Here is a 19,587-nt window from a genome sequence, read left to right on the forward strand (position 1 = left end):
ATCTGTTGCCTACTCATGACCGGACTCGGTCTTCTCGGTCCTCGAGGCGCCCGGCTCTACCGCGCGTTCCGCAAGATCGACGCCCAGATCAGTGTCGCGCAGCCGCCGCAGGAGGTTGCGACGTCCGGGCATCTCGTGATGACTTCGTCTAAGCAGCAGGAGTACGCATGACAACTCCATCGGTTCCCATGAACGCGACGGTGCTGGCACCACCACAACGTGTACGAGGACCCATGACCCGTCGCTGGCTCCTGCGTACCTTGGCGCTCGCCTACCTGTTCTGGACCTCCGCGGTAGTCGTTCCACATGTCTTGGACCTATCCCCTGCCTGGCGCGCCTTCGGAGCCGGTCTGGTCCTTCCCGGCGCTGGACTGCTCTATGCCATCCCGGCCCCACACCATCCGCAGTCGACGATGCACGTCGCTGGCCATGCCGTCTTCGTCGGCCTTGAAGTTGCAGCCGTCTTGTGGGCCTTGCGGCGGTTCCGCCCAGCCGTGGGAACAGCGACCGTGGTGAGCATCTTGCTTCTCTGCATCGGGCTGCTGGCGGCTCCTTATACCGTCGTTGTCGTCGGTCATGTGGTGGCTTTCGTCAGTGTGCTGGCCGCGTGCGCATGGGCCTATATGTTCCGTCTCGTCGGCTGGGCCGACTTCGTGACACTTCCGGCTGTCGTGGTCTCCTCGGCTGTCGCCGGCGCGGCCCTGACCACTGGGCACGGTAGTCAGTCGGAGCGACTCAGCTGGATTCCGTGGATAGCCCTGGTGGCGGTTCTGATCCTGTCCGCCGCGTTGCTGATCCGCGCGCAACTAGTCCACCGAGCGGGGCTCGCGGTCGGAAGCGACCGCCATCGGCACCTCGAAGGACTCACGACCCCTGTTGGAGCGCGGACCGCTCCTGTTGCACTGGATCGTTCTTCAGGCGAGTCAACAGTCACAGAGGCCAGCCAAGACGAGTTGCGGCTCCTCCGCCATCTTCTGCGCGTCGCGCAGCAACCGGTTGACAACTGGGAGAGCTACGACAAGGAACTCGCCCTTCCATTGGGGAAGTATCGGTATCAGATAAACGCACTGGGGTGGGCGTTGTCGACCTTTGGCTACGCGCATACGCCGTCCTACTCCGGAGCACTGCTGGATGCTCAGGTCGCGCTGATCGATCGCCTCCAGGACAGGCGCGTCTGGGGATACTGGTACTGGCAAAACCTTCTCGGAAACTTGGACTTCATTCAGCGACGCGCAGATCCGATCGACGTACCGCAGAACATCATGTTCACGGGATACCTCAACCTACAGCTCGGCATGTTCCGCCATGCGACCGGCGACTCTCGTTACGATGAACGTGAGTCACTGCTCTTCGAGTGGTCGCGAGAGAAGCGCTACACGTTTGATCATCCGCGACTCAACGCCATCGTTGCCAGAAATTTCGGCGAAGAACTCTGCCTGTGGCCGTGCGAGCCAGCACCGTTCGGAAGGCGACGCAAGCGCGGGTTCGTGTTCCCATACTGCAATGCTGTCGCGGCTGCCGGGCTAGGCGTCGCAGACACCGTCCGGGGCACCCGCACGGCTCTTGATGTCGCGCCACGTCTGGAGGACGCGCTCGCTCGGGAGTTCACGTTGTCGACCGGCGACCTGATGGGTTTCGTGGTCGCCGGGGCCGGTGTCTCTGCCCGCGGAATCATGACTGGCACCGCCACCACCGCAGGTATCGCAGCGTTTCTCGCGCCCCTGTCTCCTGACCTCGCATGGCGCTCGTGGCACAACCTGCGCCGAGAGTGGCTCGAGACCGGGGCATTCCAGAATCCTGGTTCGGTCGGACGGGAGAACCCAGACTGGGGGACTGCGCAGAAGACAAACGCGAACGCACTCGTTGGCGCGATGATGTTGGCACGTGAGTGCGGCGAGCGTGAGTGGCACGAGCGACTTTGGAGCGCGGCGCTCGAGCAGTTGAGCTTCCAAGAGGATGACCGATCACCAGGCGTGTGGAGCTTTGGCTCCGGGTCAGTGCACTCCAACGGAATGCTCGGCTTCGCGGGGTTCAGCCAAGATCCGCTACTGACCGACATGATGACCAAGGGTCGACGACCGGAGTGGACTGAAGGCCCGCGATTGGTCGAAGTGCCCACCCCTGACGTGTTGGTTGCCAAGGCGGTCTCCGACGGCTCCGGGCTGGACGTCGTCACGTATCCAGGACGCGAGCCCGGTCGCTTCAGGATGAGGATCGACCGCCTACGCCCCGGTCAGAGATACGTCGCCCATGGCGCCGTCTCAACTGACGTCGAAGCTGATTCCTCAGGGGAACTGACCGTCGAGGTTGACCTCTCCGGACGTCACTCCTTCAACCTGAGGCCAGTCCCATAAGGCGGGTCTCTGATAGTGGGGTAACCGCGGGTCACCAACTTCGTCCCCGACGTGTATGTGGGACGAAGAGGTGGCCACCGCGTGATCCTTCGAGCTCACCTGCACGGATCTCTCCAACTAAGCATCACGACGACCGCACCACACATTGTTGACCCTGCCGGCCTACTTGCGCCACCGCAGACAAGTCCGGTGCGGCCACATCGGCTCGCTGCCGACCGAGCTCGACCAGCCGGCGAACACACATCAGCGGGGTCTGCGCCAGCCCGACCAACAGCCCTCCCGAGCGCCATGAGCTGCTTCGCTGTGGTTAGACGCCCAGGCTCATGAGGTCCTTGCCGACGTGCAGTCGACCGTCATAGGCCTGCCTGATCTTGCTGAAGCGGATCGCTGGGATCACTGCAGGTGAGAGGTGGGTGAGGACCAGGTTCTTCGCTCCGGCGTGTTGGGCGACGGTCCCGACCTGGGCGATGGTGGTGTGGGACTCGAGGAGGTGCTGCCTGAGCGCTTCGCCGGCTTCGGGGGGCAGCGCGGAGGTGAACTCGTCGACCCAGATCTCGTCGATGACTTCGTGTACGAGATAGTCGCAGCCTTGGGCTAGGTCGATGAGGTTTTCGCTCGGGCAGGTATCCCCGGAGATGACGACCGAGCCATCCGGGGTGTCGAACCGGTAACCGAACGCCGGTGCGGACGGGTGGTGGTCCACGAGGGTGGCGGTGACCGTGACATCGCCGTCGACGAGGACGGGGATTCGCGTCCCGCGCGGCAATGTGGGGGGAACGCCGCTTTCGTCGACTGTCCAGTACGGCGCGATATCGATGTCCTGGACGTCGAAGACTGAGTCGTGGTCGATCCACCTGGCATCGCGGAGGCGGTCATTGAAGTCGCTAGCAAACGCACGGCGTAGGTAGGCCGTCATCGCATGGGTGCCAGGCGTTGGATCGTCAGGGCTGACGACCGGCGGCGCCGGACGAGCCGGCGGGAAGACGCGAGGCAACGTGCCACGATTGCCTGGACCGCGCACCAGGATGGGGTCGGCGGCACGGCCACCCTGCTCAGTGTTGACCGGCCCCGTCATATACACGGCTGGCCACTCGGTGATGTGGTCGGAGTGAAGGTGGGTGAACATGATCGCCCGCACGTTCATCAGCGCACTCTGCAAGGTGTCTCCGACCAAGCCTGTCTCGACAAGACGCTCGACCGACCCATGGCCCAAGTCGACGATGTACACCCGGTCCCCGTAGGTAACGGCAGTGGAGACGCCTCGCCGGTCGGCCGTCATGAAGATCGGGCCGCCGGCGGTGCCCAGGAGGGTCACCCCCGTCCGCGTCCTCGGTCGCGCGGAGCCAGTCCGATTCGGGGCGGCTTGCGCCTGTGATCCAATCAGGGCCGGGGTGATGCTCGCGGCCGCTGCCACACCAAGCAATCCGCGTCTCCTCACGGACGGCTCATGCTCTGCGATAGCGTGAGATAGCTTGTCGCACATACCTGTCTCCTCGATTCCTAATTGACACGCCACTTACGCGTACGGCCTCGTGTCGCACCATCTGGCGAATATCCTTTTGCTCGACGAGCTGGAACCTCCAACAAGGCACGTGCGCATCAGACGTATGGCACAACGTCGAACACTGGGGCTCAGTCGTACAGGTGAAAGCCGCGGCCGCTCTTACGACCGAGTAGTCCAGCGTCGACCATGCGGGCGAGCAGGGGCGGGGCTGCGTAGAGCGGTTCCTTGAATTCTTCGTAAAGTGACTCGGCGACCGCCTTGACGGTGTCGAGGCCGATCAGATCCGCGAGCGCGAGCGGTCCCTGTGGATGTGCCGCTCCAAGAACGAGGCCTTGGTCGATGTCCTCAGCGGTGGCGAATCCCGATTCGAACATCCGGATCGCTGACAGGATGAACGGGATCAACAGGGAGTTGACGACGAATCCGGCGCGGTCCTGGCAGTCGATGGCGGTCTTGCCGAGGTCGTCCTGCACAAACGCGCGGACGCGCTCAGTGATGGCTTCGTCTGTCATCAGGGACGGTACGAGTTCGACCAGGTTGAGCACGGGAACGGGGTTGAAAAAGTGCACACCGAGCACATGCGTCGGTCGCTTCGTCGCGACCGCGAGCTTCATGATCGGGATCGAGGAGGTGTTGGAAGCAAGAACCGCTTCCGGGCTGTCGACGATCTCGTCGAGCTGGCGAAACAGGTCGGTCTTGGCTCGCTCGTCCTCGACGATAGCCTCAATGACAATGTCCCGGTCAGCGAGCAGTGCGAGGTCCTCGACCACCCGGATCTTGCCGAGCACCACATCGGCGGCCTCGACCTTGCCCCGACTCTCGGCACGCTTGAGGGAGGTTTCCAGCCGCCGGCGCGCAGCCGCCACCGCAGACCCGGAAGACTCGACGACGATCACGTCTTTGCCGGCGCGAGCATTGACCTCCGCGATGCCCGACCCCATCAGGCCGCCTCCAACCACGCCGACTCGCCGAACTTCGTTCATACTCGCTCCCTTTCACGTCGCACGGCACCGTGTCGTCCATGCTTGTTCCACTTCATGCAAGCCCGGCCACCGCGGGAAATGCACCTGTCTAGAGGTCCAGCACCAGCTTGGCCCCACGGCATCGAGAGACACAGACCATCATCCGGTCTCCCGCCGCGCGCTCTGCATCAGAGAGAACGGAGTCACGGTGGTCGATGTCGCCTGCGACGACTGCCGTTTCACAGGATCCACACGTGCCCTCGGCACACGAGCTGATCACGTCAGCTTCTGCATCCTCCAACACGGAGAGCAGGGTCCGATCAGCTGGAACCTGCAGCACGGTTCCACTTTGCGCCAGCTCAACCTCGAATGCCTGGTCGGCGCCAGAAGCGAGCTGGACGTCGCTGCGCGCACTGAAGCGTTCGACTCTAAGCGCTCCCTCAGGCCAGTGACCAACCCTCTCCTCGACCGCGTCAAGCAAGGTCCCCGGACCGCAGCAGTAGATGAGCGTCCCGGGCGCAGGGTTTGCAAGCAGCCGATCGAGATCGAGCAGACCAACCTCCGACTGCGGAGCGAGTTCAACCCGGTCCCCCAGGTCGGCGAGCTCATTGAGGAATGCCATCGACTCACGCGTTCGACCTCCGTAGGCGACCTCGATCTCAGCCCCAGCTGAGCGAGCAGACGCGATCATGGGGAGAATCGGTGTGATCCCGATGCCCCCGCCGATGAACAGGTAGCGGGAGGCGGGCTCGAGGGCGAAGTGATTTCGCGGCCCCCGGGTGGTGAGCAGGTCGCCCTCCCCCAGTCGTTCGTGGATCCATCGCGAACCACCTCGCCCGTCCCGCTCCAGCAGCACGCCGACCCTCCATGTCAACCTGTCGGCCGGATCACCGCAGAGAGAGTACTGACGCACGTTCCCATCAGGCAGCACCATGTCGATATGGGCTCCGGGAGCCCACACCGGGAGCGTTCCGCCGTCCACGTCCGCGAGCTCCAAGGCGACGACATCGTCTGCGGCTGCCCACCTCCGGACCACGCGCAAGGTCTGTTCGTCGCGCGTCGTCATCTCTACGCCGTCCGTCTCGCACGTGGTCATTGCTCACCGCCTTGATCACCCGTTGCCCCTGACCCGCGAAGCCGGGCACCTGGACAGCACCGCCGGATATACGTCAGCCGAGCTAGGCCGACCGTCGGATCGGTGTCGAGACGACGCATCGCCTCCATCGTGTTCCCGTGGGTAGTCATTCTGCGCCTTCCGTAGCGCGTTGGCTCGATGTGTGTCCGAGCATCCTCCTGGGACCTGTGCCGACCGACGAGACGTTGAGCAAACGAGCTTCTTGTCTTTCTGTCGGGACATCATGTCCTCTATGCGTGACGATAGTCACAGGGGTCGAAGGCGTCAAGTGGTACGCGCGACCGTTTACACACAACTCGGCGCGCACCCAGTACCGGCCAACCGAGCCACCTGCCCGGAGGCAGGCGCCACGCGCCGTTGCCCGCCGAGACCGTCAGCCGAATCAACCCATTGCCACCCTGAATCTCGAATGATAGACATCTCATCCATGTCACAGGACGTATCTGGCGATCGACTCGAGCAGGCAACTACCCGCTGGCGCGTTATTGGCCCTGGCCTCGTCGCCGCCGCCACCGGAGTCGGCGCCGCGGACCTGATCGCTACGCTGATCGCGGGAAGCAAATTCGGCTATCTGCTGGCCTGGCTCTCCACTCACTGTTCCCCCAACTATCGACTCCCTTGTGGGGCGTGATCTCCGGTCTCATCGGACTGGCGCTCGTGTTCTCGGGCCGGTACGGCCTGTTCGAGAAGTTCTGCGCTGCGATGGTCGCCGTGATGTTCGTGACGATGCTCTACGCCGCTGCACTCACCGTGCCGAACGTTCCCGAGCTGATCAACGGCCTGGTTCCTCGGATACCCGAACGCGGTGTCGTCAACGTCCTCTCCTTGGCCGGAGGCCTCGGCGGAACGGTCATCCTGGTCGCCTACGGGAATTGGATCCGGGAGAAGGGCTGGCAAACGCCGGCGCACATGCGAGTGATGCGGCTGGACAACACCATGGCGTACGTGATGACCGGCGTCTTCGTGGTGTCCACGCTCATCGTCGGCGCCGAGCTGCTCCACTCTGCCGGGATCGCCGTCGACGACGGCGAGGGCGGGATGCTCGATCTCGCCGGGGTGCTGAGGGAGAGGTACGGAGAGTTCGCCGGGACCTTCTTCCTCATCGGCTTCTGGGCCGCGGCGATGTCCACCCTGGTCGGCGCATGGAACGGGGTCTCGTTGATGTTTGCCGACTTCATCGGTCAGCTTCGCGGGCTCACCGGGGAGCATCCGGCGCGGACCTCCAGCGGCACGACCTACAAGATGTACGTGCTGTGGATGACGTTTCCTCCGATGGTGCCGCTGTTCTTGGGTCAGCCCGTGTGGTTGATCCTCGCCTTCAGCGTCCTGAGCGCGTTCTTCATGCCCTTTCTGTCGATCACGCTCATGCTGCTACTGAACAGCGAGCGGGTGCCGAGCGAGTGGCGCAACGGGTTCGCACGAAACCTGCTCATGGGACTGTCGGTCCTAGCTTTCGTCGCGCTGGCGGTTAACCAACTGGCGAAGACCCTCGCTGGTTGAGGCAGTGCCGGTCATGGTTCGAGCAACCCCCAGCAGACGAGGGCGAGCGCTTCGCAGCGTACGCCCGGTCAACTCGTGAGTTCCGTGCCCCTCGTCTCAGGAGTGAACGGCGCGACGACCAGACCAAGAATGTAGATGAGGCCAATTGTCGTCGCAGCGACGCCGTACCCACCGAGCGCCGAGATGATCGCACCGGCGAGCAACGGACCGAGGAAGGCCACGAATCGCGCTGCATTGAACACGAACGCTGCTCCCGTCGCACGCAGATGCGTCGGATAGAGCTCAGGCAGCCAGACAGGCATCCAGGTGTACTGCCCAAGCGTGAAGAAGCCGTTGATGACCAGCACGACGACGACCAGGCGTAGGTCATGGGTCCACAGGAACAGAACGGGCGTAAGGATCAGCGACGCGGCAAAGTAGAACATCGTCGCGGGCCTGCGGCCCCAACGATCGGCGATGAACCCGAAGCAGATGTAGCCGCCGATTCCACCGAGGTTGTAGATCATCCCCGCCGTACTCGCCCACCTGGTCGCGTCCGCGCCGGACTTCTCAGCGACCCCGCCGACGTAGGCGGGGATCCAGGTCGAGATTCCCCACCAGGCAAGGGTCGTGGTGAGCGACATGAGAGAGCCCAGGATCGTACGCTTCCTGAGCTCGGGGTCAGCGAAGATCTGCCTCAGAGTCAGCCGGGTGTAGGAGTTCTCCTCCCGAGTCAGGGTCTCGCGTCGAGACCGACGAAGCGACCGCCGCCGAGCAGCGGCCGCTTCCCATTGCTCGGACTCGGGAACGCTGCGGCGGAGCCACAGAGCGAAGAACGCAGGAAGAACGCCGATCAAGAACATGGTCCGCCACGCCTCGGGACCCGTCGGCGCGATGACGTACCAGCAGGCAGAAGCGATGAAGAAACCGAGGCCCAAGCCACATTGCATGAGGCCGGCAGCCTTGGCACGTGCATGGCTCGGCCAGATCTCAGCGACTAGAGACGCACCGGTTCCCCATTCGGAACCGAGCGCGAGCCCCGTCAAGAAGCGAAGCACCAAGAACGATGTGAGGTCCCAGGAGAGCGCCGTCAGCCCAGTGAAGACCGCGTAGAGAACGATCGCGAGCAACAGCGTGCGCCGCCGACCAAAGTAGTCGGCGACAACCCCGCCGACGATGCCACCGATCCCCCACCCAAGAAGCGTCACGGCGATCGTGGCACCGCTGAGAAAGGCGACCGACGACTGCGAGGCGTCGGGCTCCAACGTCGCGAGCACGGATCCCACGGTCAAGATCAACGCGTATGTCTCGAAACCGTCGAACAGCCAACCAAGGTTTGCGGCGAACAGCGAGCGCCATTGCCTGCGCGTCACCCCCGCACGCCACGAGGGCCGTTCAATGCTCTCACTCTTCATCGCCGCCTCCACTTCCGTCCTGTATCCAGGATGAGCATTCTCGCTGTTTGGACAGCAATGCACCGTAGTCGCCCTTGCACTCCACAACAAGACCCCTGCACAGAGACGGCGCGGCTCCGCACGGCATCGCCTCAAGCCAGACCAAAGGCCACTGCGCCAACTGTCGCGAGGCGAGGCGGTCAACTACCCCTTGACGCCTAGTGACGCCTGTCACTAGTCTCACATAGCATACATTCAGTCCTCGATATAGAACGAGGACCACGTAGACGAAGGGTGCAGCATGACACTGATCAGTGAGAGAGCGGCGGCCACCGACCGCCTCGTCGACCACGAGAAGGGGCTCATCAGCCGGGCGATCTTCAGTGACCCCGAGATCTACAAGCTCGAGCAGGAAAGGATCTTCGCCCGAGCGTGGCTGTTCATGTGTCATGAGAGCCAGATCCCCAAACCGGGCGACTTCTTCCAGACCTACCTGGGCGAAGCCAAGGTTCTCGTCACGCGGACCAAGGCCGGCGGGGTGGGTGTGCTGATCAACACCTGCATGCATCGAGGGAACACAGTGTGCAAGGCCGATTCAGGCAACGCCTCCTCGTTCATGTGCTCCTATCACGGGTGGACGTACAACCTCGAGGGGAAGCTCGTCGGGGTTCCCGGGCAGAAGGAGTTGTACGCCGGAGGGATCGACAAGAATGCGTTCAGCCTCAGGACGGCCGCTCGCGTCGCGTCCTACCGCGGCTTCGTCTTCGCCACCCTGGACCCTGAAGCACCGGACCTCGAGGAGTATCTCGGCGCCCAAGGTCGATACATCATCGATACCTTCGCGAATCTGGGGGACATGGCCGTCACTCCGGGAATCATCAAGCACCGCATGAAGTGCAACTGGAAGGTCCCAGTCGAGAACGACCAGGACTACTACCACCCCGGTATCACGCACGCGTCATACCTCGAGGCACTCGGGTCGTCCTTCGAGGAAGCCAACAATGCCTTCTGGGGGAACGCCGGCAAGGTCATCCTCGGAGAGTACGGACACGTCGCCGACACCCAGCCCGGATACGACCACTCAACGATCTTCCCGCACATGACGCTGCTCACCACGTCCCTCAACATCTTGGAGATCCGGCACCCGAAGGGGCCGATGGAGACGGAGAACTGGTATTTCTGCTTCCACGACAAGAACGCCTCGGAGGAGGCTCGTCAAGCAGCTCGCATGACCCAACTCCGAAGGGTCGGTCCGGCCGGCCTGGTCGAGCAGGACGACGGTGAGAACTTCGAGCTGAGCACGAGTGGCTCCGGCATTGCGGCCGTACGTGACGCGCCACTCAACTACGCCCAGGGGCTGCATGCCGGCGAAGTCGTCTTCGATCCGGACCTCGGCTTCCCCGTACTGCAGTCGCCGTATACGACCGAGGCGTACGCGCGCTGGTCTCGACGTGCCTGGGTGGACTGGATCGAAGCCGAGGACTGGACGGCTCTGAAGCGCAATCACGCCAAGTTCGGCGAGGAGTGAACCCACGATGACAGCGAACAGCAACGCCACCGCCGCCTGGGACATCAATGCCAGTCTCGACAAGAGCGATGTCCCGACGCCCCAGGAAGACCACGTAGATCTTCCGGATCTCGGCACGGTCCTTGGGACCGGTGCTCTGGATGGGAACCTCCTCCTGCGCCCCGAGGAGCAGTACGAGCTCGAGCAGTTCTACTACGCCGAAGCCGCCCTGCTCGACGCCCAACGGTTCACCCAGTGGGCAGAGCTCTTCACGGACGACTGCGTCTACTGGATGCCGATCCGGCAAACCAGGCTCACCGGGCAGCTCGACGCCGAGTTCACCGACCGCAGCAGCATGGAGATGGCCTTCTACGACGACGACAAGTCCGTCCTCCGTCTGCGCGCGCACAAGCTCGAGAGTGCCTATGCCTGGGGCGAGAACCCTCCGTCCCGGACGAGGCGCTCCTTCACCAACATCCGAGCGCTGTCTCGCGACGGTGACGAGTTGTCGACGAGTCTCAACTTCACCTTCTTCCGGGGATCCTACGATCGAGAAGAGGACTGGTGGGTAGGCAAGCGGGACGACGTCCTGCGGCGAGTCGACGGACGCTGGCGAATCGCTCGAAGAAGCATCTTCCTCGACCAGACGGTGATCTTGTCCCGGAACCTGAGCCACATGTTCTAGACAAGATGCCCGGGCAGGTGGCACCGGCCGAAGGCGGTGAACCTGTCTGACAGGCGATGGCCTCCGGTTGTGACTAGTTCTAGGTCACAACCGGAGGCCCGCTGGCTTTTGCGCTGGTACCGCCATGACCAAGGCCCCGCCGGCCGGCATCATGCACCGTCGACGGGGCCTTGCTTGTCTTACGCGGCAACGGCCCGAAGATCGCTGCTCTCATCACGGAGTTGTGCGGCGTCGACTTTCGCACCAGCTGCAATGTGTGGCGTCGTACGCTTAACGTCACGAGGACGGTTGACGGCGACGGCGGCGCGGAGCACGCCGTCTCGGAGGAAGAACGCGCTGAACGACCTGGAGTCGAGGTCGCCGCGATAGACGATGTTGTCGCAACCACCTGGGAGGCCAGCCATCTGCACCGAGAGGTCGTACTGGTCCGACCAGAACCAAGGGACCTCACGGAAGGGCTCCTGCTTGCCGATCATGGCTCGGGCTGCGGCTGCACCTTGATTCTGGGCGTTCTGCCACTGCTCGAGCCTGACACGCTCGCCGAGGACCTGATTGGGGTGGTTGGTCACATCCCCCGCTGCGAAGATCGCAGGGTTGGAGGTGCGACAGTACTCGTCGACGACGACTCCGTTGTCGACCGCGAGCCCCGCCTGCTCTGCGAGCTCAACGGCCGGGACGATTCCGATACCCACCACGACGAGTGCAGCATCGATCCGCTGACCGGTCGTCGTGATCACATGCGTCACCTTGCTGCTGCCTTCGATCGACGCGACCGACGTCTCAGTGAGGACAGTGACCCCCTCCTCACGGTGGACCCGCGTGAGCGCTGCTCCGATCTCGATGCCGAGAATCCGAGCCAACGGAGTCGGCCCGTTCTCGAGAAGGGTGACCTCGCAACCGGCGAGACGCGCACTCGCTGCTACCTCTGCCCCGATGAATCCGCCACCGATCACGACGACACCCGCGCCCGGACGCAGCTGCTCGCGAATCCGTAGCGAGTCCTCAATGGTTCGCAGATACGCAACGCCGTCGAGGTGAGCTCCTGGCACTTCGAGCTTCCTCACCCGTCCACCGGTTGCGAGGAGCACCTTGTCCGCACTCAGCCTCACTCCTGAGGCGAGCTCGAGCTCCGCATCGGCGGCGCGCAGACTTGTCACCGGCGATCCGAGATGGAGATCTACACCCAACTCCTCCCACCCCGCTTCCGACATCAGAAAGGATCGCTCCGGTTCGCAGTGCCGCAGCAGCACCTCCTTAGAGAGCATCGGGCGTTCGTACGGCGGGTGGGCCTCGGCCCCGATGAGCCGGATGCCACCCTCATAACCATTGGCACGCAGAGCCTGCGCGGCACGCCCGCCTGCGAGATTGGCCCCCACGATGGCGATCGTCTTGGGAACGGCAACCATGCCTACTGCCCTTCTTCGGCTGGGCCGACGACGATCTCGTCTCCGTCGACCCGCACTGCGTACACCTCGACCGGTTCGTCCGCCGGGACCTCGTGCGGTGTCCCGTCTAGAAGGCTGAACCTGCTGTCATGGAGGGGGCATTCGACCTCCAGGTCATCGGGGTAGAACTCACCCCCCGACAGGCGGGTTGCGAAGTGCGAGCACATGTCGTTCATCGCGTAGTACTTGTCCTCGACCCGCGCCAAGCAGATCTTGACCTGGCCGGCATCGACGCCGATCATCTCGCCGTCAGGCACGTCGCCAACTGCTGCGACCTTCGTCCACTGATCTAGGGACATTACCTACTCCCTTTCTGTTGCCGATCTCGCGACCGCTGTGCAGCAGCTGCGTCGAGATCGAAGAACTGTCATTTCGTCGGGCGAGTGCGTCGCCCTCCCCGTCATCCGCCGCCGAGCACGTCAGTCACGCAGCACGTCCAAACCGGACAGATGACGGGCTGCGAGCAACCGGGCGGTTGGGTTCTCGACCAATGACATGTGCCGCGTCTTGTACAACACGAGGTACGTGGAACCCGCGATGCCTTCATGGATCGTCTGAGCCATCCGCGGCGGAGTCGCATAGTCGTCCTCACCGACCAGGACGAGCGTGGGCGCCTTGATCTCCCCTAGCCGGCCAAGGTCGCTGTAGGCACCGAGGGCGTGGCAAGCCGCCGCATGGGCCTCGGAGTCCGTGTCGACGAAGATATTCGAGATCCGCTCGACCTCGGCGGGGTCCTGTTCGATGAATCCGGTGGAGAACCAGCGCTCCACCTGGAAACGGAGCTGCTTGTCGCGAGGAACTGCGACAGCCCTTTCGGCTCGCTCCGACCACGCCTCCTTCTTCTGCGGACCATAGTCCGCGGTGGTGTCGGCGAGTACGAGCCGCCCGACGAGCTCGGGGCTTCGTATGGCGGTCGCCACTGCCGTGCAACCACCCATCGAAAGGGCCACGAGATGGGCAGGACCGGAGTCGAGGTGCTGAATGAGGGCAGCCACGTCGTCGGCCAGGTCTGGAACGGTGAACTGCGTGCCGTCCCATGTCGAGGCGCCATGCCCTCGAGCATCAGGTGCTACCACGCGGAAGGACGGGGTCAGCTCGTCGATCAAGCGTCGCCACAGCTCGCCCGTTGCTGCCAGCGGGTGCAGCAGCACGACCAGCGGTCCGGCACCCTCGTCGAGGTAGTGGTACGTCCCCCAAGGACGGTCGAGTTTAGGCATCAGGTTGTCTCCCCTGCTCGGGCAGCCGCCTCGCGAACCGCCTTCATGATCTCCGGATAGGTCGCGCACCGGCAGATGTTGCCCTCGAGGTGATCAGCGATCTCCTCATCAGTTGGCGACGGGTTCTCCCGGAGCAACTCTTTGGTCATCAGGACGAAGCCGGGAATGCAGTAGCCACACTGCATGGCGCCGTTGTCGACGTAGGAGGACACCACTGGGTCGTTCTCCGGGAGGCCGTCAGCCGTGACGACCTTCTTGCCGTCATAGCGGCGAGCATTCGCCATGCAGGACGACACGCTGTGCCCTTCAACGAGCACCGTACAGGCGCCGCACGCGCCGACGCCGCAGCCCTCCCGAGCGCTCGTGACTCCCACTTGCTGACGCAGAGCGTCGAGAAGCACTGTGTTGTCCGCGACCCGCACCTGGTGGCTGGTGCCGTTGACATCGAGCGAGATCTCCGTGCTCATCGTGCCTCCCGGGCATCGAGGTGGTGAAGGACGCGTTCGGGCGTCAGCGGCAACTGGGTCACGCGAACGTCGCAGGCGTCGCGGAGCGCGTTCGCGTAGGCCGGCGCGATCGGAAGGATCCCGGTCTCCCCCACGCCCTTGGCACCGAAAGGACCGTCTCGGTGCGCGCTCTCCACGATGATCGGCGTCAGCCGATCAGGCACGTCCTTGATCGACGGCAGCTGGTAGTCGAGCAGGGTCGCGTTGATCATCTGGCCGTTGTCCAGTACCAGCTGATCGAACAGTGTGTGCCCCAGGCCCATGATCGCCGAGCCGGTGAGCTGCTGCTCCACCAAGGCAGGGTTGATCGCCTTGCCGACATCTCCTGCGACCGCCAGATGATGGGTGTGAATGCGACCGGTTCGGGTGTCCACCGCGATACGCACCGCAACTGCACCGGCGAACCAGTGCTCGGTCACCTTCTCCGAGCGACCGGTGCCCTTGTCGTAGGGGTGCCACCAGCTGGTGAAGTTCTCCGCGGTGGTCACAGTCGCTCCCCGAGCGCCGTACTTGGTGCGTACGACATCCGGGACGGTCAACGTCTTGTCCGTCGGTACGTGCCTGATCCCGTCGGCACCGAGCTGCAGCTCGTCGGCCGCGACCTCGAGCTGCTCGGCGGCGAAGCCCAGGAGCTTCGTCCGCATGGCCTCCGCGACCAGGCGCACGGCATTTCCCGTGTGATAGGTAGAACGACTGCCAGCTGTGATCGTGTCGTACGGGGTCGCGTCGGTGTCGGCGGGAACGACATGGACTCTCCGGCTGTCGATCCGGAGCACCTCTCCGACGATCTGAGCCATGATCGTGTCGCTGCCTTGGCCCATGTCGACGGTGCTGATCAGCAGCGTCGCCGACCCGTCCTGGTTCAGGTTCAGGGTCGCGTTCGCGATCGTCGGCGTGAGAACAGCCTTGATGCCGACCGCGATGCCCTTGCCGTGAATCCAGCGCCCATCGCCGCTCGGGGTGGGGTCGTCCCAGCCGATCGCGTCGGCGACCGAGTCGATCGAGGTGACGAAGTCAGCACTGTGCATGGGGGTGCCGACTGAGGCGACATCACCCTCCCGCAGCAGGTGGCGGCGGCGGAACCGATACGGATCCTCGCCGAGCTCTCTGGCCAGCTCATCGATCAGCGTCTCGTGGGACCACGTGATCTGAGGGACGCCGAAACCGCGGAACGGACCGGCGGACACCTTGTTCGTGTAGATGCACCGTGACACAACATCGACGCTTCGTACGTTGTAGGGCCCGGCGGCGATCAGCCCGGACTTTGCCGCGATACGGGGACCGACATCGGCAAACGCGCCGGTGTCGTAGCGGACGTCGGAGGTGACGGCCACGATGTCGCCGTTGGCATCGGCCGACATCGAGGCGACCACCTCGCAACCGTGCCGCGTGGTCAGGAGGAACGCCTCTTCGCGCGTCACGTCGAAGCGGACGGGCTTGCCGGTCGACCATGCCAGCGCCGCGGTCAGCGGCTCGAGCCGGTCGTACATCTTCGACCCGAAGCTTCCTCCCAGTGGACGCGTGGTGATCCGCACCTGCGACAGCGGGATCGCCAAGAGGTCCGAGATGGTCTGACGGCAGTACGACGGCGTCTGGGTCGTGCTGAGCATCTCGAGACGTCCGCTCTCGACCCAGGCTGTGGTCGAGGGGAGCTCGATCGGCACATGGTGCGTGGGCGGCGCCCAGGTGGTGGCTGACACCGTCGTGGTGGCGGCGTCTGCTTCCATTGCCGCGTCCCCGAGGACCTGCCGGTACTCATAGGCGATGTTGGTGTCGCGAACTCCGCCGAGGTGCGCGAGGTCTGCGAACACCGAGCTCGGCCTCAGCTCGTCATGGACGAACGCGCTGCCCTCGAGCGCGGACCTCACGTCGTGGACCGCGGGGAGCTCCTCATACTCGACGGCGATCAGGTCGGCTGCCGCTTGGGCGACAGCGCGGTCGGATGCCAGGACCGCCGCGACAGGCTCGCCGACGTACCTGGTCTTGTCGACGGCCAGGCACGGTTGGTCTGCAAAAGCCGGGCCGGTGTATATGCGGTCGCCGAACAGCTCGTGCAGGTCACGCCCGGTCACGACGCTGAAGACGCCGGTGACGGCCGCGGCCTCATCGGTATCGACGGACAGGATCCGGGCGTGCGGCATGGTGCTGCGGTGCACGGCGGCGTGCAGAGTCCCCCGGGGCGGCGTCTCGTCCCCCGTGTACCGAATGGTGCCGCGAACGCGGCCAAGAGCATCGAAACGCCGTCTCCGCTGACCGATTCCCTGGACCTCCGGCGGCGCAGCGCTCCGATCAACCTGTGCGTAGGGGTGATCCACGATCTCAGTCACGATTGATCTCCTTCAGGACCGTGCGTACGGCCTCTTCGACCGCCACCCGCCCGAGCGTTGCCTTGTAGCTCGCACTTCCACGTACGTCCGCGATCGGGTCCATCGCGGAGTCGGCGATCTCGATCGCCGCCTCGACCGTTTGTTGGTCGTTCATGTCGGGCGTCATGTCGAAGGCCAGGTAGCGGGTGGTCGGCGCAAGCGCGCCGAGACCGATCCGGATCTCGACGAAGTCGTCCTCTGGGACCGCGAGCACAGCCGCGGTGGCGCAGGGCCAGTCGTTCTCGCTCAGGCTGCTCAGCTTGGTGTAGTGCCCGACCGAACCCGGCGGCTGGTGCGGAATGAGCAGCGCGGTGATCATCTCGTCGGGCTGGAGGTCGGTGACCTGGAAGTCGACGAAGAACTCCCTCACCGACACCTCACGCGTTCCCTCGACGGAGGAGAGCTCCAAGGTCGCATCGAGGACCGCTAGCGCCGTGGGCGGGTCGAGCCTGTAGTCACCGTGGGCGACATTGCCACCGACGCTCGCCGTGTTCCTCACCCGCGGGTTTGCGACCTTGCCGTAGGTCTGGGCGACCAACGGTGCGAGCCGCCGCACGTCCTCGCTCGTCTCCATGTGCCGCAGGCTGACGAGAGAACCGACGCGAAACCCGCCGTCAGTGAGGACCACGTCATTCAGACCAGGAACTCCAGAGATGTCCAGGAAGTCCTCGGTGAACAAGATCCCCTGCTTGAGGAGGATCTGAATGGCGGTGCCTCCTCCGTAGACCATCGCGTCGTCGAGCTCGGAGAGCAGCGTTGTCGCTTCCTCCAGGCTGCCGGGCCGGTGAAAGCGAGTCATCGGCGGGCTCGCGCGCGGCCGCCGGCAATCACGCCGTAGGCGAAAGCTGCAGCGACCGCCAGCCCGAGGACGAGCAGGTCCTGCGACGAACGCGGTGCCACGGGGACCGGGGTGAGACTGATCTGCCCGGACTGGTCGACCTGACCCGGTACGTCGTTCCCGACACCAATCGCGACGGCACCATTCGCCCGCGTCCGAGCGGCTGCCCGGCCGTTCTTACCCGATGCTCGCGTCGGCACCGGCTTGCCCGCGCACACCGCGGCCAGGGCCTCGGCGAACTGCGCCTCCACCTCAGCGGTGCGACGGCGGATGACGGCCTCGCCAAGCCGGCCGAGCTTGCCCCACATCGCCATCTCCATCTCGTAAGAGACCTGAGAGTTGGCGTTGTCGCCGTCGGTGTCGACCGGCGAGACCGTCAGGAGAGCGTCGAGCTTGACGGTGCTGCCGAGTCGACGGTCTTCCCCCTTCAGCACTGCCTTGATCATCGCCGGCTTCGCGGTGTCCTCGGGGATGTCCCGTTCAGTGATCTCGGCGATGAACGTCGCCTTGAACTTCACGTGGGCGACTTCGTTCACGAGGCTTCCGCGATAGGTGTTGTCATCGACCTGCTTGACCTCCTCGCAGCCCGGGAGACACACCTGCATGATCGCTGGATCAAGGAAGGAGTTGAGCACCTTGTCCGGCGAACCAGGCACGAGAAAGGAAGACGCAAGTTTCATGAGTGACCACCATAGGAGAATTCGTGTCTTGTATCGAGGACATGATGCTAACATCGCCGACACCGAAGCGAAACCCCCAAGGCACAGACCTGCGCCCCGAATCAGGAGTTGACATGACCGCGAAAATCCCCCTGAGCACGGCGGATCTCTGCGACGAGCACGGCAACGAGATCGACGTCTGCGACACACAGCTCCGGCAGTACGGCGGTCGGCGCACCTTCTCAGGGGCCGTAGTGACACTGCTTTGCTACGAGGACAACTTGTTGCTCAAGCAGGTCATCTCAGAGCCGGGCGAGGGCCGGGTGATCGTCGTCGACACAACCGGATCGGTGCGAGTGGCGATGCTGGGCGACAACATGGCAATGCGAGCAGCAAGCAATGGCTGGGCAGGGATCGTGATCAACGGCGCCGTCCGCGATGCGGCGCCTCTCGGCACCCTGCCCCTCGGGATCAAGGCGCGGGGAACCAACCCGCGACGAAGTCTCAAAGAGGGTCGAGGTCAGCGCGACGTTCCCGTCTCCTTCGGCGGATGCACCTTCCTGCCCGGGTCGACACTTGTCAGTGACGACGACGGCATCGTCGTACTACGTTCATGACGATGCCGCGCGAACACAGTCCCGTCGGTCATCGTCCAGACAGGACACGCCCTGGCTCCGGCACCGCACCGCCGATCCGCGCCGTGATCCGGTCCGCTGCATCGCGAATCGCCGCACCGACGCGATCAAGGTTGTCCTCATCCAGCTCGCTTGAGAACGTGATCGTCATCAGGGCCAGCTTCGGCTGCCCGTTCGGACCGAACACGGTCGCCGAAGCACCGCTGTGCGCCACATTGAACTGGCGAATGCTCGAGCCATAGCCGCGAGACCGAACCTGCTCGAACACGTCCTTCAGCTCGTCGGCATCCGTCACCGTGAACTCGGTGAAGCGCTCGACGAGACGCCTCCGTGCAAGGTCGCGGAAATCCTCGAACGGGCGATACGCCCAGAAGGCTTGCATGAGCCCGGGCGCCGAGAAGGGGAAACGGTCACCGACGTCGACCGTGACCCGAACCCCGCGGCCCGGGTCGCCAACCGCAACGACGGTATAGCTGCCCGATCCATCCTCCTGGCAGGCAAAGACGACCACCCCGAGTCGCCGACAGAGCTGCTCGACCTCCTCCTTGGCGACAGCATGAATGCCCTCGTCGCCAAGACCGGACAGCGTCGACAGTCCCGGGCCGAGCGTCCATCCCGACCGTTTGCCGAGGTTGTTGACCCAGCCAGCCTGCTGCAGCGTGGCAAGAATGTTGTAACAGGTCGACCGGTTGAGCCCGAGCTCGTCCACGAGCGTGCCAGCCGACACAGGCTGAGGGGCGGCGGCCGCAAGGCGCTCGACCAACCGGACAGCGGCACTCACCGCGGGTACCTCGTTCACCATCAGTAGGCCTCCTCGTCTCCGAACTGGCCGATTGCCGCGGCCGGAAGACTTCAGTGTCCTCGACAGAGGACATCTAGTGCAACTGGAAACGCCGTTACC

The 19,587-nt window shown here is 64.2% G+C and carries 18 protein-coding genes; 6 read left to right on the forward strand and 12 right to left on the reverse strand.

What is annotated here, in order from left to right:
• Window positions 1–15 precede the first annotated feature (15 nt).
• Both OG801_RS01765 and OG801_RS01770 read left to right on the forward strand, forming a co-directional pair.
• Window positions 16–171: a hypothetical protein gene (locus OG801_RS01765; RefSeq protein WP_406033207.1), complete on the forward strand. Its 156-nt coding sequence runs from the start codon at window positions 16–18 to the stop codon at window positions 169–171.
• A 62-nt stretch (window positions 172–233) separates the two neighbouring features.
• Complete coding sequence (locus tag OG801_RS01770; protein WP_406033209.1) at window positions 234–2,354, forward strand: hypothetical protein; 2,121 nt, start codon at window positions 234–236, stop codon at window positions 2,352–2,354.
• A 307-nt stretch (window positions 2,355–2,661) separates the two neighbouring features.
• Here OG801_RS01770 and OG801_RS01775 read toward each other — a convergent pair whose 3' ends face one another.
• The 3 genes from OG801_RS01775 to OG801_RS01785 form a co-directional block, all read right to left on the reverse strand.
• Window positions 2,662–3,669, reverse strand: coding sequence for an MBL fold metallo-hydrolase (locus OG801_RS01775; RefSeq protein WP_406033210.1), 1,008 nt, complete (start codon window positions 3,667–3,669; stop codon window positions 2,662–2,664).
• 317 nt (window positions 3,670–3,986) lie between these two features.
• Window positions 3,987–4,841 (reverse strand): 3-hydroxybutyryl-CoA dehydrogenase, encoded by an 855-nt coding sequence (locus OG801_RS01780; RefSeq protein WP_406033211.1) that lies wholly within the window; start codon window positions 4,839–4,841, stop codon window positions 3,987–3,989.
• A gap of 88 nt (window positions 4,842–4,929) precedes the next feature.
• Entirely contained in the window at window positions 4,930–5,916 is a 987-nt protein-coding gene (locus tag OG801_RS01785; RefSeq protein ID WP_406033213.1) for a PDR/VanB family oxidoreductase, read from the reverse strand.
• A 666-nt stretch (window positions 5,917–6,582) separates the two neighbouring features.
• On the opposite strand from OG801_RS01785, the gene OG801_RS01790 reads away from it, so the two are divergent.
• The gene (locus OG801_RS01790; protein WP_406033215.1) at window positions 6,583–7,455 is read left to right on the forward strand and encodes an Nramp family divalent metal transporter; all 873 of its coding nucleotides are present in this window, start codon (window positions 6,583–6,585) and stop codon (window positions 7,453–7,455) included.
• A gap of 68 nt (window positions 7,456–7,523) precedes the next feature.
• Here OG801_RS01790 and OG801_RS01795 read toward each other — a convergent pair whose 3' ends face one another.
• Entirely contained in the window at window positions 7,524–8,849 is a 1,326-nt protein-coding gene (locus OG801_RS01795) for an MFS transporter (RefSeq protein WP_406033217.1), read from the reverse strand.
• A 280-nt stretch (window positions 8,850–9,129) separates the two neighbouring features.
• Between OG801_RS01795 and OG801_RS01800 the strand changes: the two genes are divergently transcribed.
• Window positions 9,130–10,356, forward strand: a complete 1,227-nt coding sequence (locus OG801_RS01800) for an aromatic ring-hydroxylating dioxygenase subunit alpha (protein ID WP_406033219.1) — start codon at window positions 9,130–9,132, stop codon at window positions 10,354–10,356.
• A gap of 7 nt (window positions 10,357–10,363) precedes the next feature.
• Entirely contained in the window at window positions 10,364–11,020 is a 657-nt protein-coding gene (locus tag OG801_RS01805; protein ID WP_406033221.1) for an aromatic-ring-hydroxylating dioxygenase subunit beta, read from the forward strand.
• A gap of 179 nt (window positions 11,021–11,199) precedes the next feature.
• Here the strand turns inward: OG801_RS01805 and OG801_RS01810 are convergent, their stop codons facing one another.
• The 7 genes from OG801_RS01810 to OG801_RS01840 all read right to left on the reverse strand — a co-directional run bounded on the left by OG801_RS01810 (window position 11,200) and on the right by OG801_RS01840 (window position 18,072).
• Window positions 11,200–12,426, reverse strand: coding sequence for an NAD(P)/FAD-dependent oxidoreductase (locus OG801_RS01810; protein ID WP_406033223.1), 1,227 nt, complete (start codon window positions 12,424–12,426; stop codon window positions 11,200–11,202).
• A 2-nt stretch (window positions 12,427–12,428) separates the two neighbouring features.
• Window positions 12,429–12,722 carry a Rieske (2Fe-2S) protein gene (locus OG801_RS01815; RefSeq protein ID WP_406033225.1) on the reverse strand — a complete coding sequence of 98 codons (294 nt, stop codon included), beginning with the start codon at window positions 12,720–12,722 and terminating at the stop codon, window positions 12,429–12,431.
• Between the two features lie 162 nt (window positions 12,723–12,884).
• Window positions 12,885–13,682, reverse strand: a complete 798-nt coding sequence (locus OG801_RS01820; protein WP_406033226.1) for an alpha/beta fold hydrolase — start codon at window positions 13,680–13,682, stop codon at window positions 12,885–12,887.
• Window positions 13,682–14,149 (reverse strand): (2Fe-2S)-binding protein, encoded by a 468-nt coding sequence (locus tag OG801_RS01825; protein ID WP_406033228.1) that lies wholly within the window; start codon window positions 14,147–14,149, stop codon window positions 13,682–13,684. The genes OG801_RS01820 and OG801_RS01825 overlap by 1 nt, the downstream gene beginning before the upstream one ends.
• A complete protein-coding gene (locus OG801_RS01830; protein ID WP_406033229.1) occupies window positions 14,146–16,515 on the reverse strand; it encodes a xanthine dehydrogenase family protein molybdopterin-binding subunit in 2,370 nt (789 codons plus the stop codon). Before OG801_RS01830 ends, OG801_RS01825 begins: the two co-directional genes overlap by 4 nt.
• Complete coding sequence (locus OG801_RS01835) at window positions 16,508–17,353, reverse strand: FAD binding domain-containing protein (RefSeq protein WP_406033231.1); 846 nt, start codon at window positions 17,351–17,353, stop codon at window positions 16,508–16,510. Before OG801_RS01835 ends, OG801_RS01830 begins: the two co-directional genes overlap by 8 nt.
• A complete protein-coding gene (locus OG801_RS01840) occupies window positions 17,350–18,072 on the reverse strand; it encodes a CoxG family protein (protein WP_406033233.1) in 723 nt (240 codons plus the stop codon). The genes OG801_RS01835 and OG801_RS01840 overlap by 4 nt, the downstream gene beginning before the upstream one ends.
• Window positions 18,073–18,095: 23 nt before the next feature.
• Here OG801_RS01840 and rraA point away from each other — a divergent pair, with 23 nt between their 5' ends.
• Window positions 18,096–18,668 carry a ribonuclease E activity regulator RraA gene (gene rraA / locus OG801_RS01845; protein ID WP_406033235.1) on the forward strand — a complete coding sequence of 191 codons (573 nt, stop codon included), beginning with the start codon at window positions 18,096–18,098 and terminating at the stop codon, window positions 18,666–18,668.
• Between the two features lie 28 nt (window positions 18,669–18,696).
• On the opposite strand, the gene OG801_RS01850 is transcribed toward rraA, so the two are convergent.
• A complete protein-coding gene (locus OG801_RS01850) occupies window positions 18,697–19,488 on the reverse strand; it encodes an IclR family transcriptional regulator (RefSeq protein ID WP_406033237.1) in 792 nt (263 codons plus the stop codon).
• Window positions 19,489–19,587 lie beyond the last annotated feature (99 nt).

It is taken from the genome of Nocardioides sp. NBC_00163 (assembly GCF_045206295.1).
Classification (GTDB): Bacteria; Actinomycetota; Actinomycetes; order Propionibacteriales; family Nocardioidaceae; genus Nocardioides.